Consider the following 13,588-nt stretch of genomic DNA (forward strand, 5'->3'; position numbering starts at 1 on the left):
GCGAAATGAAATGCCTACAGATAATTCTGTAGGCTTATCTTTACATATGAGCTATACTGTATTAGAATAATAAACATATACTTAAAATCAATTGAGGTGCAAAAATGGAATTAAAAAACTTTAAATGAGGACAAAAATATTATAGAGGAAGTTGCAAAAGGCAGTATAGCAGAAGAATTAGAAATAGAACCAGGAGATATATTATTATCTATAAATGATACACCTGTTAGAGATATTATTGATTATAAATATTTGGTTTCAGATGATTATATAGTAGTTGCCATAGAAAAGAAAGATGGAGATATTTGGGAGTTTGAAATAGAAAAGGATTTTGATGAAGATTTAGGTTTAGTATTTACTAATCCTTTAATAGATAAAGCTAAATCCTGTAGAAACAAGTGCATCTTTTGCTTTATTGATCAATTGCCTCCTAATATGAGGGAAACTTTATATTTTAAAGATGATGATTCAAGGTTATCTTTTTTACAAGGGAATTTCATTACTTTGACTAACATGAGTGATGAAGAGATAGATAGAATTATAAGTTATAGACTTAGTCCAATAAATGTAAGTGTTCATACTACTAATCCAGAGCTTAGGGTAAAGATGTTGAATAATAAAAATGCTGGAAATGTATATGAAATATTAAAAAGATTTAAAGATGCTAAGTTGGAAGTTAACTGTCAAATAGTATTAGTACCAGGAGTAAATGATGGTCCTGAACTAGATAGAACTTTAGCTGACTTATCTGAGTTATATCCTACTATTGAAAGTGTTGCTGTAGTGCCAGTAGGTATAACTAAATATAGAGAGAAGCTTCAAGAATTAAAACCATATACTAAAGAGTCAGCTAATGATTTATTAGATTTTATATCTGACAAACAAAGATATTTTTTAGAAAAGTTAGGTACCAGATTTGTATTTGCTTCTGATGAGTTTTTTGCATCTACTAAGAGAGAACTTCCTAAGCATGATGAATATGAAGGATTTCCTCAATTGGAAAATGGCGTAGGACTTATGAAATCCTTTGAAGATGAAGTAATTAAGGAACTTAGGCTAATAAAATCTACAATTAACAGTAAGAAAAGATATATTTTGGCTACTGGGACTTTAGCATATGATTTTATGAATAGAATAAAAGATAAGATACTTGAAAAATTTAATGGATTAGAACTAATGGTTATACCAATAGTTAATAAGTTTTTTGGAGAGACTATTACTGTATCTGGACTAATAACAGGTCAGGACTTAGTTGCTCAATTAAAGGGATATGATAATGTAGATGGGATCATTGTTCCGAGAACTATGATGAAGAGAGATGAGGAAATTTTTTTGGATAACTTAACTATTGAAGAAGTATCTAAAGCATTAGATATTCCTGTAATCTCATCTAAAGTTGAGGGAAAAAATTTAATTGATATAATAAAGAATTGAGGGATGAATAAATGAATAGAGCAATTGTTTGCATAGTTGGGAGACCAAATGTAGGAAAGTCAACTTTATTTAACAAATTGGTGGGAAAAAGAATTGCAATAACAGAAGATACGCCAGGAGTGACTAGAGATAGGATTTATGCTGAAGGAGAGTGGCTTGGAAAATATTTTACAGTAATAGATACAGGTGGACTTGAGCCTGAAAATGAAGAGATAATTATGAAAAATATTAAAAGACAAGCTGAAATGGCTATAGACACAGCTGATGTTATTTTGTTTGTAGTGGATGGATTAGAGGGGCTAAATTCTACAGATAGAGAAATAGGAAATATGCTCAGAAAATCAGGTAAAAATGTAATAGTAGCTTGTAATAAAATTGATACCCCCAATTTTAAAAATCAAGTGTATGAATTTTATGAATTAGGGCTTGGAGAACCTATGATTATATCTGGAGAACAAGGTCTTGGTATTGGAGATTTATTAGATGAGATTGTGAAACATTTTCCTGAAGATAAGGATACTGATTATGATGAAGATTTAATAAGAGTTGCTTTAATAGGTAAACCCAATGTAGGTAAATCTTCTTTAATCAATAATATCTTGGGAGAGGAAAGAGTAATCGTAACCAACATTCCAGGAACAACTAGAGATGCCATTGATACTTACTTTAACTTTGGTGATAATAGATATGTATTTATTGACACTGCAGGATTAAGGCGTAAGAGAAGTATTTATGAGGATGTCGAAAGGTATTCTGTAATAAGGACATTGACTGCTGTAGATAGATCAGATATTTGTGTACTAGTTATTGATGCAACAGAAGGGGTCACAGAACAAGATACTAAGATAGCAGGATATGCTCATGACAATGGAAAAGCTATTATTATAGCTATTAACAAATGGGATTTAGTTAAAAAAGATAGCAATACTCATTTAGAGTTCGAAAAGGAAATTAGAAGGGTTTTAGGATTCATAACATATGCACCGATTATTTTTATTTCAGCATTGACAGGGCAAAGGGTAGATAAGTTATTAGAGTTAATAAATGTAGTAAATAATAATTATAATTTAAGGATTAGCACAGGTGTATTAAATGATATAGTAAATGAGGCCGTATTAATGAATCAGCCTCCTAGTGACAAAGGTAAGAGAGCAAAAATTTATTATGGTACACAAGTTTCTGTAAGGCCTCCAAAGTTTGTAATATTTGTAAATTATAAGGAACTTATGCATTTTTCATATGTAAGGTATTTGGAAAATCAAATAAGAAATCATTTTGGCTTTGTAGGTACACCTATCCAATTTGAATTTAGACAAAAGGGAGAAAAATAATGAAAATACTTATAACTATATTATTATCTTATCTAATAGGATGTTTCTCATCAGCTTATTTTTTAGGAAAGATATCGAAAAATATTGATATAAGAAATTATGGAAGCGGAAATGCTGGTGCCACTAATGCACTTCGCGTTCTAGGTAAAAAGGTTGGAGCATTAACTTTTGCTTTAGACATATTAAAGGGAGTAATAGCTGTACTAATAGGGAAATCTATGTTTGGATTTAACGGAAGCCTTTTAGCGGGAATTTTTGTTGTTTTAGGGCACGATTTTCCTATATTCCTTGGATTTAAGGGTGGAAAAGGGGTGGCAACATCTTTCGGAGTTTTATTGATCCTTAATTGGAAAGCAGGCTTAGCATGTTTATTAGTAGCTGCTAGTATAATAATATTTACTAAATATGTATCTCTGGGTTCAATTGCAGCTTCTATTTCTGCACCTGTTGCTATGGTATTAACTTTAGATTCAGTAAATAAGTATTTATATATTACTACATGGGTGCTTGCGGCACTATCTGTGTATAGACATAAGGCTAATATATTTAGACTATGTAGAGGAGAAGAGAACAAGCTAGGAAATAATATATAGGCAGGTGTTATAAATGACGGAACAAATTGGAGTATTAGGAGGCGGTAGTTGGGGTACTGCCCTAGGAATTTTATTGGCTAACAAGGGCTATGATGTTCAAATATGGTTAAGAGATAAGAATCAAATTGAAGAAATGAATAATTCAAGAATTAACCAAAAATATCTTCCTAATGCAATATTACCATCAAATTTAAAATTAACAAATGATTTAGAAGAAGTTAACTATAAAAGGATTTAATAGTTTTATCTGTAGGAACTCATGGAATTAGAGAGGTCCTAGAGAACTCAAAACCTTATATTAAAAGGGATCAAATAATAGTAAATGTTTCTAAGGGAATCGAGAATGAAACTTTACTTAGAATATCTCAGATAGTTGAGGAAATAGTACCAAATAGTAAATATACTATACTTTCTGGGCCTTCTCATGCTGAGGAGGTCGCCAAAGATATGCCTACTACAGTTGTTTCTGCTTCTAAGGACAAAGAAGTTGCTGAATATGTTCAGGATATATTCATTACTCCTAGTTTTAGGGTATATACAAATCCAGATGTTATAGGTGTAGAACTAGGCGGAGCTTTGAAAAATGTAATTGCATTAGGAGCTGGAATATCAGATGGCTTGGGCTGGGGGGATAACACTAAGGCGGCACTTATGACTAGAGGTATATTTGAAATGGCTAGACTTGGTGAGAAAATGGGTGCGCAAGCAAGCACATTTTTAGGTTTAGCAGGTATAGGAGATTTAATTGTAACTTGTACAAGTATGCATAGTAGAAATAGAAGAGCTGGTATATTAATTGGACAAGGAATAAAAATAGATGATGCTATTAGACAGATTGGAATGGTTGTAGAAGGTATAAAGACAGCAAAATCTACTTTTCAACTGTCTAAGAAATATAATATTAACATGCCTATTACTGAAGAAATATATGGAGTAATATATGAAGGTAAGGATGTTAAAAACTCAGTTTCTAATTTAATGATTAGAGATAGAAAGCATGAAATGGAAAATATAGTATTAGAAAATAATAATTTATGGTAACCTGCTATTTTTAGCAGGTTTTTTTCATTAGCTTGTAATATTTCATAGTACTAGACGTATATATATAATGTTAAGTATTGTATTTAAATAATTATATTCATAAGGGGGGAATGATGTGGAGGTATTTGATATATACAAAGATATTGCAGAGCGAACAGATGGAGATATTTATGCGGGCATTGTCGGACCAGTTAGAACAGGCAAATCTACTTTTATAAAAAGGTTTATGGAACTACTTGTTTTGCCTAATATCGACAATAAGCATAAAAAAGAAAGAGCCAAGGATGAACTACCTTTAAGTGGGTCAGGAAAAACAATAATGACTACAGAACCCAAATTTGTACCTAATGAAGCCGTAGAGCTTACTTTAAATGAAAATGTGAACTTTAAAGTAAGAATGGTAGACTGTGTTGGATACTTAGTTAGTGGAGCTTTAGGTCATGAGGAAAATTTCATACCTAGAATGGTTACTACCCCTTGGTATGAGAAAGAAATTCCTTTTGAAGAAGCAGCTGAGATAGGTACAAGAAAGGTAATAACAGATCACTCTACTATTGGATTAGTTGTAACAACAGATGGATCTATAACTGATATAGACAGATCTAACTATATAAAAGCAGAAGAAAGGGTAATTTCAGAATTAAAGGAATTAGGAAAACCATTTGTTATAATTTTAAATTCAAAGCATCCTAACTTAGATAGTACAATTGCTCTTAGAGAAAGTTTGCAAAGTAAATATGGAGTATCGGTAGTGGTAGTAGATTGCTTAAATATGGATGCTCAAGATATTGAAAAGATTTTTGAAAAATTATTATTTGAATTCCCTGTGAAAGAGGTTACCATCAATCTTCCAAAATGGATAGAAGGATTACCAAAGAAACATTGGATAAAGTCAAGTATATTAAATTCATTAAAAGAAACAATTGAAGGTCTTCAAAAACTAAACGAAGTTTCAAGCTTTTTAAATCCCCTAAAGGAATTAGATATTGTAAAAAATGTAAAATTAGTTGAAATTAAATTAGGAGAGGGGATTGTACATTCTGAGATAGTTATTGATGATGGATTATTCTATAGTGTATTAAAGGATATGACAGGATATTCTATAGAAGGAGACTATCAATTATTAGGTTTAATTTCTAAGCTGGCAGAGACTAAGAAGAAATATGATAAGATTGAAAAAGCACTAATTGAGGCTAAAGATATTGGGTATGGTTTAGTAAGCCCTAGTTTAGAAGAGCTTGAGCTTGCAGAACCTGAAATTTATCGTCAGGGAAATCGTTTTGGAGTAAAATTAAAGGCAAAGGCACCATCTTTTCATGTACTCAGGGCAGATATAGCAACGGAAGTTTCTCCGCTCATAGGTACAGAAAAACAATCTGAAGAGTTAATACAATATTTGTTATCAGAATTCGAAGAAGAGCCTTCAAAGATCTGGCAATCAAATTTATTTGGCAAATCCTTATATGAATTGGTAAATGAACAGCTTCAAGGAAAGCTTAGCACAATGCCAGAAGATGCAAGGCAAAAACTTAGAAGAGCTCTTGAAAGGATAATAAATGATGGAAGCGGAGGATTAATCTGTATAATTATATAATAAAAAAGGTAGAATGATTTTCTACCTTTTTTCATGTTTATTAAATGATCTTTTTATCTTCTTCAGATAAATCCATTTCTATGGTATTTGGTTTTTTAAATATCTTAGTATCTTTTAATGCATAAACTAAAAATATTCCTGCAAATAAAGCTAATACTTGAAAAACAAGTAAGGCAAAATCTTTATTAATAATGCTTGATACTGCGGCAACTATAGAAATCATAACAATAAAATATCCAAATATCTTTAATATCTTTCCTAACATTTTACTATCCCCCTAATAAATCTAGATTTTATATATATTTAATTACTCTTTCTGCTATTATATCAGCTTCATTTTCAAAATATGTATATTGCATATTAATCCCAATCATATATCCCATTTGTGGCATATCTTGTGTAATGTGTTTTATTTCATGTACAAAAGTTTTACATTGAGTTTCATAGCTTACATTTCCATTTAAAATAAGATGATATTTCTTTCTCCGGCTAAGATATACAAATCCTAGTACACTACATTCTAAATTAAATGCTATAGATGTTCTAATATCATAAGCATTCATTACTTCATGAAAAGAAATATTTCCGTCAATTAATGATCTAAGTAAAGGTTCATCTAATATATCTATTTTCATTTGCAGTACCCCCTTTGTTGCCTTATACATTTTATTCGTTATCTCTATCCTCTTCATCCTCAATAGCTTTTATTATTCTAATAACCTGCTGTATTCCTTTTGGTGATAAATCCTTAGTTTGTTTAAACAGCAGTTGTAAGTCTTCTCTTTCTTTTAATATATTCCAGAAGTCTAATAATTCTTTATCATCCTTTAAAGTGTTAGATATTTTTATTGTAGAATTATTTTCACCTAATAATATACTTACATCCACCTCTAGACTATCGGCAATTAGTTTCAAGGAATCTAAGCTTGGATTATATCTATCTCTCTCTAAATCAGCTAAATAGGAACGGGAAAGATTACTTATTTCAGCTAGTTCTTTTTGTGTAAGACCCTTCTCTTTTCTATATTTTTTGATATTTTCCCCTATAGTCATTTTACCAACCTCCTAATGTCGTAAGAACCGACTATATTTAGTATATCCAAATTAATACGGAAATACAATACACAAAAAGACGTAAATACAAGGTAAATTAAGAAAAAAGACGGTTATACAATGCGAGTCTAATTTAATTCAATTTTTATACCCAAAATTAAGATATTTGATATTTTACACGAGGACGGATATACAATACAATTTAAGTAAGAGGTGAGAGGAATGAATAATAAAAAAACAATAGGACAAGAAATAAGAGATAAAAGAATTGAGAAAGAGAAAATATAATTACAAATAACAAAAAAACGTAACAATACCAAGAAGCTATCTTTTTGATACAGAAAATGGAAGTATATGTCTAATGTAGAAATTTTGATTAAATTGGTTTCATGCTTAAGATTAGATATTAATTTTTTTATCAAAAATGACGGAAATACAATTAGAAATAAAGGAGGAGTATTATAAGGAAGTTAAAAAAGGAAGATTATATTAACTAAAATTAAAAAGAATAAAGGAAAATAAATAATAAAAAGTTTCTAACTGCTATCAATTATATGTCTATATAGAAATTTGGAGCATATGACCAATATGGATGGATTAGCTATGAAGATTAAAAAATTATAGAAATCATAAGAAAACGAATCTAAGGGGGAACAAAACAATGGATAAATATAAAGCTGTAGAAAAATTATTATATAATTATAAAATGTCTGAGATAAGTATAAAAAATATGAAAGAAGAAATAAAACGTTTAGAAAGAGAGGATGGGTTAACTGCAATAAACTATGATTCAGTAAAGATAAGCCCTACATTTAAAATCAGTAGTAGTACAGAAAGTACAATGCTATCCATATTAGAGAAAATAGATTATTTAAGACATAGTATAGAAAGAATTAGCGAAAAATTAGAATCTATAGATAGGGCAATGGAGGGACTGAATGAAGTAGAAAGACTAGTAATAGAAAAAAGATATATAGAAGGACTGCAATGGTGGCAAGTAGCCATTTAGTCAAATATAGCGAAGTTCATAGCAAAAGAATAAGAAAAAAAGCTATAAATAAATTAGTAGTAGGAATATATGGAGAGAATGATACGAATATGATACCTTTTGAGTCAAAGTAGATGATATTATAGTAACATGAGATTATATCTCAAATACAAGTTCATTATAACTGAAAATACTTAGTCTATAAAATCAAAATATGCTGTAAAATTATCCTCTAAGAATAAGAAAATATAAAAATAATTAAGCTGATGGAGAAATCTATCCGCTTATTTTTGTATTTAAAAAGATATTAACATAGTTAAATTAAAGGAGGCAGAGTCATGATTATAGGAGAATATATAAGACAAACAGATATAGATGCATACAACAAATTAATGCAGACAGATAAGAAAGATATAGATAAGGGAAAGAAAGAAATCAAGATAGGGGATAGTATAGAAAATTTAATGAAATCTGATAGCTATTGTAGAAAGGGGAGGAGGATTAGACAAAGGGGATGGACTTAAAGGGTGCCTAAAGAGATTTAGAAACTATGAATAAATTAGTTTGTTATGGATTTGTATGAAGTGGAGATAAAATTACAATTACTTCGGGAGGAATACCAGAAATGGCATAGTTAAATTTTGATTTGGCTCATTATGTAGAAGTATAAATGAAAGGGGAAATACAGATAGGGTTGTAATTGATGAAATTAATTTATAAAAAGTGACTTTGAATTGAAATGCAGATTTGGAGGTAGAATATGGAAGAATGCAAATGTACTAAAGAGGGAGAAATAGCCACATTAAGAGCAGAAAATAAGACAATATTTAAAGAGATAGATAATCTGAAAAATATACAAAATACTATATTAGAATTATCTACAAATATAACTAGACTTGTGGAGCAGATGAGAGAAACAAAAGAAGATGTGAAAATCATTAGAGATGATTTAGATGAGATCAAAAAAACCCCTTCATCTGATCTTCAATATTATAAGAAATTAATTATAGGTGGAGTTATTACAATAATATTAGGTTTTTTAATAGGTAAGTTATTGTAGGAGATGATATATTGTATAATATTAAATTAGTAGAGCATTGCAAAATGGCAGAAAAAGAGAGATGGGGCTATATTTATGGTACATTTAGTACTGTATTAACAGAGCCCTTATTACAGCAGAAGTTAAAACAGTATCCAAGTAAAGTTAAATTGCAAGAATTTTTATTAAAGAAAAATGAATAAGGGAGTTGTAGATTGTATAGGACTTACTAAATCTTTTCTTTGGTGGAATGATGGAGATATAAAATATAATCCAAGTGAAGATAAATCAGTGGTAATGGCATGAATACTTTGTCTACAGATGAATTAGATAAGATAAAGAAAATATTAGTTCTAGAAGAAAAAAATAAATCAAAACAAAGTTTTCCAAAAGAATAGTAACATTAATAATTGTAATGAATATCTTATTTACTACTACTATAGTTTTCTTATATTATAAGACTGGCTCAGAACCTTCTATACTTATAGAAAAATGGTTTAAATTTACTGGAACAGAGCTTATTGCCATGACAGGTATAAAAATAGTTGATATTTTTAAGGAGGGATTTGGTAAAGATGAATGAAGGGATGATTAAGATAATATTAGCTTCAATTGGATTATTATGTACCATTATAACTTATGTGTTAGTGCCTTATATTAAATCCAAGACCACAAGAGAGCAAAGAGAGAACGTTTATTTTTTAGTTACTCTTGCAGTTCAGGCAGCGGAACAGATTTACGGATCTAAAACTGGAAATCAAAAGAAGGAATATGTTATTAATTATTTGAATAGTCATGGTATAAGTATATCTGTAGAAGATTTAGATATGATGATTGAGGCGGCAGTAAAGGAACTTAATATTATACAAGAGAAAGCCTTGGAATAATCTAAGGCTTTCTCTTGTATAAATAGTATAATTACAGCTTTTTAACAATTAGATCATTATACTTACTAATAGCAATATTAAGTTCTTGACTAGCTTTAATGATTTCTGAATCCTGTAGATTGAAATTTTTCTTCTCAATTAATTCATTTAAGTTCTTCTTTAATGTATCTATATCTTTAAGTAATTCTTGTATCTCAGACAAAATTAGCACCTCCTGCATATTAGGATGTGTTAAACAAAATTAAATATAATGGAAAATAATTGAAGATAAAAGTTAATATCATATGCCACAGATATTACACAGTATAATTATTAAAAGATAAAGCAACATTATCTAATAAATAATTTAACTATATCAATATGAAATAAAATAAAATAAAAAAATTAAAAAAGATATATAGTTTTTCTAAAAATCATATAATAATCAAAACTAATAATATAACCTATTTCATCATAAATTGACAAATTCCTCCTTTACACAGAACTGACGTTCATATATAATCAAGTAAAGGGGGGATTTATATGCTAACTGAAAGAGAATCACAAGTATTAAATATAATATTAGATTATGTAAAGGAGAATGGATATGCTCCTAGCGTTAGAGACATATGTCAGATAATAGGACTTAGCTCTCCTAGCACAGTACATAAATATTTAAAAAATCTAGAATCAAAAGGATTTGTAGAGAGAAAAGGAAACTCTCCTAGAGCATTAAAAGTATTAAATAAAAATTAAATCGATAGTTATTTTATAAAATAGAAAGGACCATTAAGGTCCTATTTTTTTGTTGAAAATTATTAATATTTACATGACAGTTTGCGAACTATTCGAGCCAATTTTAATAAATTATATCCAAATATACACAATTCAGAAAAAAATAAATGTATATTTTGCAAGGTTACAAAGGTATACCAAGACGTAAAATGGTCGGGATGACTGGATTTGAACCAGCGGCCCCAAGTCCCCCAGACTTGTACGCTACCAAACTGCGCCACATCCCGCTATATTTTATTATAATAAATATTATTTTAGAGATAACATTTTTATTATACTCTAAAACTTCTTATATTGCAAATATATTACTAAAACTTCTATATTCAACATCCATTTACATAGAATTACATAAAAATACATAAAAAATCAGTACTTAATATTCATAATTTGATTTCGTAAAGTAGTTTAAAACAGCATATAGTTATGTTATACTATTAATATGTTTAATATTTTGGAGGTGTAGGATTGTTATATTATTTACAAATCATGCTAGTATTACTATTTATAGCAAGTATATTTGGATATATATTTGTAATATTAAAAGAAAAAATCTATCTAAAAAATAATATAATAATAATTGATAAAAAAGTAGTTACACAAGAACATTTAAGTGAGGCAGATATGAAAGAATTTATTTTAGATGGATTAAGAGTAAAGGCCGGAGATGAGATTAGGGTTGTTACAAAAGAAAATAAGAAGTATAATGGAATACTTTTAGGAGCGAAGAAAAAGGATAAATCCATATTGATGGTTACACATAGAGATGAAATAAAACTTTTCGCAATTGACAATATTTTAAAATTTAAGGTAGTAAGCAAATATGGAAAGTTTTTTAATTAAGGGTGAAATATATGTCTTATGAGAAAAGAGAAAAAAACAGAAGGAAAAGAAGAGTTTTTCGTACTGCAACTATATCATTTGTTCTTATATATTTAATATTTAGGGCAGTTCCTTCTTTACTTGCAAGCAATGCAAAAACAATATTACCTGAAAAGGGGACTTTGATAGAAAAACTTTCTACTCAAGGCTTTGTGATAAAAAATGAGACAGTGGTTAGATCAACTAGTAATGGTGACTTACAAACTTCTTCTACGGAGGGACAACGGTTATCTGCAGGTGTCGAGGTTGCTAGTGTTAACTCTTTAAATGATACTTCATCGCTAAAGGAGGAGCTTTCCCAACTAGAAGAATCGATTTCTGCTTTAGAAAAGTCTGAAATTGAAACTAAGATTATATTAAATGAAAAAGAAAAAATTATAGAGATGAAGGATTCCTTAGTTAATGAATTACAAAATGCAATTGCTGCAGGCAATTTTGACGAAATTTATTTATTAAAGAGTCAACTTTCTTTGTATGATGAAAAAAATAAAGACATTTCTTTTTCTAATACATTAGTAGGACAGAGTATTGAAAATTTAAAATCAAAAAGAGATAGTATTAATTCAGAAATTAAGAGTAACAATATAAAATACTATTCTAGCCATGGAGGAATCATATCTTATGTACTGGATGGCTATGAAGAAAATTATTTACCTAAGGACTTTGAAAACTATACTTATGATAAATTAGTTTTAAAGGAATTAAAAGATGTGGATATAAAAACAAAATCAGCTATAACTGTAGGTGAACCTATTTATAAAATCATAGATAATTTTGAATGGTATATTGCTATGAAAATAGAAGATTTAAAACAGATTGAAGGCTTTGAAGTTGGAAATAATATTAAAATCACATTAGAAAAGGACAAGCATGAGCTTAAGGCCAAAATTGTATCTATTAATCCTTCTGATAAAAAAGGTGTTGTTGTAGTAAGACTTAACACTATGCTACATGATTTTTATAATATTAGATTTCCTAAGGTAGATATTATAAAATCTAAAAAGGAGGGATATAAAATACCTACAAAATCAATTGTAGATAAAGATTCTATAAAAGGGGTATATATTAAGGACAAAAGTGGTATAGTGAAGTTTAGACCTATTATTATTATTGGGGAAGATGATAATTATACTTATGTTGATACAGGTGACAATAGTGGAAACATTACAATAGAAGGTGAAAAACAGCCAGTAAAAACTATTACTTTATTTGATGAGATATTTTTAAATACTATTAATATAAAAGAAGGACAAATACTTAATTAAGATGGAGGGGATGAAAATATCTATTCAAGGTAACATAATCATGATAGAAGAAAATATAGAAAAAGCTTTAAAGAAATCTGGCAGAGAAGGCGAAAAGGTTGAACTAATAGCTGTTACTAAGACTATAGATATCGATAGAATAAATGAAACCATTAGAGTTGGCATTTCTAATATAGGCGAAAATAAAGTTCAAGAACTAGAAAAAAAATATGACTTAATTGGCGATACAGTAAATTATCATATGATAGGACACTTGCAAACCAATAAGGTCAAGAATATTATTGGAAAGACTAAATTAATACATTCTTTGGACAGATTATCATTAGCAAAAGAATTAGATAAGCGTTCGAAGAACAGTGATATAATAACAGACGTTTTAGTACAGGTTAATGTAGCTGAAGAAGAAAGCAAATTTGGTCTTAAAGTAGAAGAAGTTTTATACTTTATTGAAGAAATTTTAGATTTGAAAAATATTAAAGTTAGGGGATTAATGACAATTGCACCTAATACAACAGATGAGATTCTTTTAAGGAAGGTATTTAGAACTTTGTATAATTTAAAAGAGAATATAATAAATAAAAATTATGAGAATTTATCTATGGATTATTTATCCATGGGGATGACAAATGATTATGAACTAGCAATCGAAGAGGGCTCCAATATGATTAGAGTTGGTTCTGCCATTTTCGGTAAAAGAAATTATTAGGAGG

The 13,588-nt window shown here is 29.0% G+C and carries 21 protein-coding genes and 1 tRNA gene; 17 read left to right on the forward strand and 5 right to left on the reverse strand.

The window, feature by feature from the left end; all coding sequences use genetic code 11:
* Positions 1-165: 165 nt before the first annotated feature.
* From CIW83_RS06275 to spoIVA, 6 genes are all read left to right on the forward strand, one after another.
* Entirely contained in the window at positions 166-1,434 is a 1,269-nt protein-coding gene (locus CIW83_RS06275; protein ID WP_235601252.1) for a DUF512 domain-containing protein, read from the forward strand.
* Positions 1,435-1,445: 11 nt separating this feature from the next.
* Positions 1,446-2,765: a ribosome biogenesis GTPase Der gene (der, locus tag CIW83_RS06280; RefSeq protein ID WP_094900003.1), complete on the forward strand. Its 1,320-nt coding sequence runs from the start codon at positions 1,446-1,448 to the stop codon at positions 2,763-2,765.
* On the forward strand, positions 2,765-3,358 hold the full coding sequence (gene plsY, locus CIW83_RS06285) for a glycerol-3-phosphate 1-O-acyltransferase PlsY (RefSeq protein ID WP_094900004.1): 594 nt from the start codon (positions 2,765-2,767) through the stop codon (positions 3,356-3,358). The genes der and plsY overlap by 1 nt, the downstream gene beginning before the upstream one ends.
* Positions 3,359-3,371: 13 nt before the next feature.
* Complete coding sequence (locus CIW83_RS24820; protein ID WP_369819366.1) at positions 3,372-3,596, forward strand: 2-dehydropantoate 2-reductase N-terminal domain-containing protein; 225 nt, start codon at positions 3,372-3,374, stop codon at positions 3,594-3,596.
* Between the two features lie 26 nt (positions 3,597-3,622).
* The gene (locus tag CIW83_RS06290; RefSeq protein ID WP_369819368.1) at positions 3,623-4,399 is read left to right on the forward strand and encodes an NAD(P)H-dependent glycerol-3-phosphate dehydrogenase; all 777 of its coding nucleotides are present in this window, start codon (positions 3,623-3,625) and stop codon (positions 4,397-4,399) included.
* A gap of 115 nt (positions 4,400-4,514) precedes the next feature.
* Complete coding sequence (gene spoIVA, locus CIW83_RS06295; protein ID WP_094900005.1) at positions 4,515-5,993, forward strand: stage IV sporulation protein A; 1,479 nt, start codon at positions 4,515-4,517, stop codon at positions 5,991-5,993.
* A 40-nt stretch (positions 5,994-6,033) separates the two neighbouring features.
* Here spoIVA and CIW83_RS06300 read toward each other — a convergent pair whose 3' ends face one another.
* Genes CIW83_RS06300 through CIW83_RS06310 form a run of 3 tightly spaced genes read right to left on the reverse strand, consistent with a single transcriptional unit; the run spans position 6,034 to position 7,046 of the window.
* Positions 6,034-6,258 (reverse strand): hypothetical protein, encoded by a 225-nt coding sequence (locus tag CIW83_RS06300; protein ID WP_094900006.1) that lies wholly within the window; start codon positions 6,256-6,258, stop codon positions 6,034-6,036.
* Between the two features lie 28 nt (positions 6,259-6,286).
* Entirely contained in the window at positions 6,287-6,628 is a 342-nt protein-coding gene (locus CIW83_RS06305) for a hypothetical protein (RefSeq protein ID WP_094900007.1), read from the reverse strand.
* Positions 6,629-6,659: 31 nt separating this feature from the next.
* The gene (locus CIW83_RS06310) at positions 6,660-7,046 is read right to left on the reverse strand and encodes a helix-turn-helix domain-containing protein (RefSeq protein ID WP_094900008.1); all 387 of its coding nucleotides are present in this window, start codon (positions 7,044-7,046) and stop codon (positions 6,660-6,662) included.
* 661 nt (positions 7,047-7,707) lie between these two features.
* Here CIW83_RS06310 and CIW83_RS06315 point away from each other — a divergent pair.
* The 7 genes from CIW83_RS06315 (at position 7,708) to CIW83_RS06335 (ending at position 9,960) form a co-directional block, all read left to right on the forward strand.
* Positions 7,708-8,055, forward strand: coding sequence for a hypothetical protein (locus tag CIW83_RS06315; RefSeq protein ID WP_094900009.1), 348 nt, complete (start codon positions 7,708-7,710; stop codon positions 8,053-8,055).
* Positions 8,034-8,168, forward strand: coding sequence for a hypothetical protein (locus tag CIW83_RS24265; RefSeq protein ID WP_255374294.1), 135 nt, complete (start codon positions 8,034-8,036; stop codon positions 8,166-8,168). Before CIW83_RS06315 ends, CIW83_RS24265 begins: the two co-directional genes overlap by 22 nt.
* 204 nt (positions 8,169-8,372) lie before the next feature.
* Positions 8,373-8,558 carry a hypothetical protein gene (locus CIW83_RS06320; RefSeq protein WP_094900010.1) on the forward strand — a complete coding sequence of 62 codons (186 nt, stop codon included), beginning with the start codon at positions 8,373-8,375 and terminating at the stop codon, positions 8,556-8,558.
* Between the two features lie 236 nt (positions 8,559-8,794).
* The gene (locus CIW83_RS06325; RefSeq protein WP_094900011.1) at positions 8,795-9,094 is read left to right on the forward strand and encodes a hypothetical protein; all 300 of its coding nucleotides are present in this window, start codon (positions 8,795-8,797) and stop codon (positions 9,092-9,094) included.
* A gap of 11 nt (positions 9,095-9,105) precedes the next feature.
* Positions 9,106-9,276 (forward strand): hypothetical protein, encoded by a 171-nt coding sequence (locus CIW83_RS22130; RefSeq protein WP_158220035.1) that lies wholly within the window; start codon positions 9,106-9,108, stop codon positions 9,274-9,276.
* Between the two features lie 212 nt (positions 9,277-9,488).
* Positions 9,489-9,656: a hypothetical protein gene (locus CIW83_RS22715; RefSeq protein ID WP_201259708.1), complete on the forward strand. Its 168-nt coding sequence runs from the start codon at positions 9,489-9,491 to the stop codon at positions 9,654-9,656.
* Positions 9,649-9,960 (forward strand): phage holin, LLH family, encoded by a 312-nt coding sequence (locus CIW83_RS06335; protein ID WP_094900012.1) that lies wholly within the window; start codon positions 9,649-9,651, stop codon positions 9,958-9,960. The genes CIW83_RS22715 and CIW83_RS06335 overlap by 8 nt, the downstream gene beginning before the upstream one ends.
* A 31-nt stretch (positions 9,961-9,991) precedes the next feature.
* On the opposite strand, the gene CIW83_RS06340 is transcribed toward CIW83_RS06335, so the two are convergent.
* Positions 9,992-10,162: an aspartyl-phosphate phosphatase Spo0E family protein gene (locus CIW83_RS06340; protein ID WP_094900013.1), complete on the reverse strand. Its 171-nt coding sequence runs from the start codon at positions 10,160-10,162 to the stop codon at positions 9,992-9,994.
* A gap of 320 nt (positions 10,163-10,482) precedes the next feature.
* On the opposite strand from CIW83_RS06340, the gene CIW83_RS06345 reads away from it, so the two are divergent.
* On the forward strand, positions 10,483-10,695 hold the full coding sequence (locus CIW83_RS06345) for a MarR family transcriptional regulator (protein WP_094900014.1): 213 nt from the start codon (positions 10,483-10,485) through the stop codon (positions 10,693-10,695).
* Positions 10,696-10,884: 189 nt separating this feature from the next.
* Here CIW83_RS06345 and CIW83_RS06350 read toward each other — a convergent pair.
* A tRNA-Pro gene (locus tag CIW83_RS06350) sits at positions 10,885-10,961 on the reverse strand.
* A 238-nt stretch (positions 10,962-11,199) separates the two neighbouring features.
* Here CIW83_RS06350 and CIW83_RS06355 point away from each other — a divergent pair.
* Genes CIW83_RS06355 through CIW83_RS06365 form a run of 3 tightly spaced genes read left to right on the forward strand, consistent with a single transcriptional unit; the run spans position 11,200 to position 13,584 of the window.
* The gene (locus CIW83_RS06355) at positions 11,200-11,574 is read left to right on the forward strand and encodes a hypothetical protein (protein WP_094900015.1); all 375 of its coding nucleotides are present in this window, start codon (positions 11,200-11,202) and stop codon (positions 11,572-11,574) included.
* An 11-nt stretch (positions 11,575-11,585) separates the two neighbouring features.
* A complete protein-coding gene (locus CIW83_RS06360; protein WP_094900016.1) occupies positions 11,586-12,878 on the forward strand; it encodes an HlyD family efflux transporter periplasmic adaptor subunit in 1,293 nt (430 codons plus the stop codon).
* A gap of 16 nt (positions 12,879-12,894) precedes the next feature.
* Complete coding sequence (locus tag CIW83_RS06365) at positions 12,895-13,584, forward strand: YggS family pyridoxal phosphate-dependent enzyme (protein ID WP_162288514.1); 690 nt, start codon at positions 12,895-12,897, stop codon at positions 13,582-13,584.
* Positions 13,585-13,588: the final 4 nt, after the last annotated feature.

Source organism: Tissierella sp. P1 (assembly GCF_002266425.1).
GTDB lineage: Bacteria > Bacillota > Clostridia > Tissierellales > Tissierellaceae > Tissierella > Tissierella carlieri.

Coding starts and splice junctions, on each gene's coding strand:
- der (WP_094900003.1), top strand. CDS start 1,446: ATGAATAGAGCAATTGTTTGCATAGTTGGGAGACCAAATGTAGGAAAG.
- plsY (WP_094900004.1), top strand. CDS start 2,765: ATGAAAATACTTATAACTATATTATTATCTTATCTAATAGGATGTTTC.
- CIW83_RS24820 (WP_369819366.1), top strand. CDS start 3,372: ATGACGGAACAAATTGGAGTATTAGGAGGCGGTAGTTGGGGTACTGCC.
- CIW83_RS06300 (WP_094900006.1), bottom strand. CDS start 6,258: ATGTTAGGAAAGATATTAAAGATATTTGGATATTTTATTGTTATGATT.
- CIW83_RS06305 (WP_094900007.1), bottom strand. CDS start 6,628: ATGAAAATAGATATATTAGATGAACCTTTACTTAGATCATTAATTGAC.
- CIW83_RS06310 (WP_094900008.1), bottom strand. CDS start 7,046: ATGACTATAGGGGAAAATATCAAAAAATATAGAAAAGAGAAGGGTCTT.
- CIW83_RS06315 (WP_094900009.1), top strand. CDS start 7,708: ATGGATAAATATAAAGCTGTAGAAAAATTATTATATAATTATAAAATG.
- CIW83_RS24265 (WP_255374294.1), top strand. CDS start 8,034: ATGGTGGCAAGTAGCCATTTAGTCAAATATAGCGAAGTTCATAGCAAA.
- CIW83_RS06320 (WP_094900010.1), top strand. CDS start 8,373: ATGATTATAGGAGAATATATAAGACAAACAGATATAGATGCATACAAC.
- CIW83_RS06325 (WP_094900011.1), top strand. CDS start 8,795: ATGGAAGAATGCAAATGTACTAAAGAGGGAGAAATAGCCACATTAAGA.
- CIW83_RS22715 (WP_201259708.1), top strand. CDS start 9,489: ATGAATATCTTATTTACTACTACTATAGTTTTCTTATATTATAAGACT.
- CIW83_RS06335 (WP_094900012.1), top strand. CDS start 9,649: ATGAATGAAGGGATGATTAAGATAATATTAGCTTCAATTGGATTATTA.
- CIW83_RS06345 (WP_094900014.1), top strand. CDS start 10,483: ATGCTAACTGAAAGAGAATCACAAGTATTAAATATAATATTAGATTAT.
- CIW83_RS06360 (WP_094900016.1), top strand. CDS start 11,586: ATGTCTTATGAGAAAAGAGAAAAAAACAGAAGGAAAAGAAGAGTTTTT.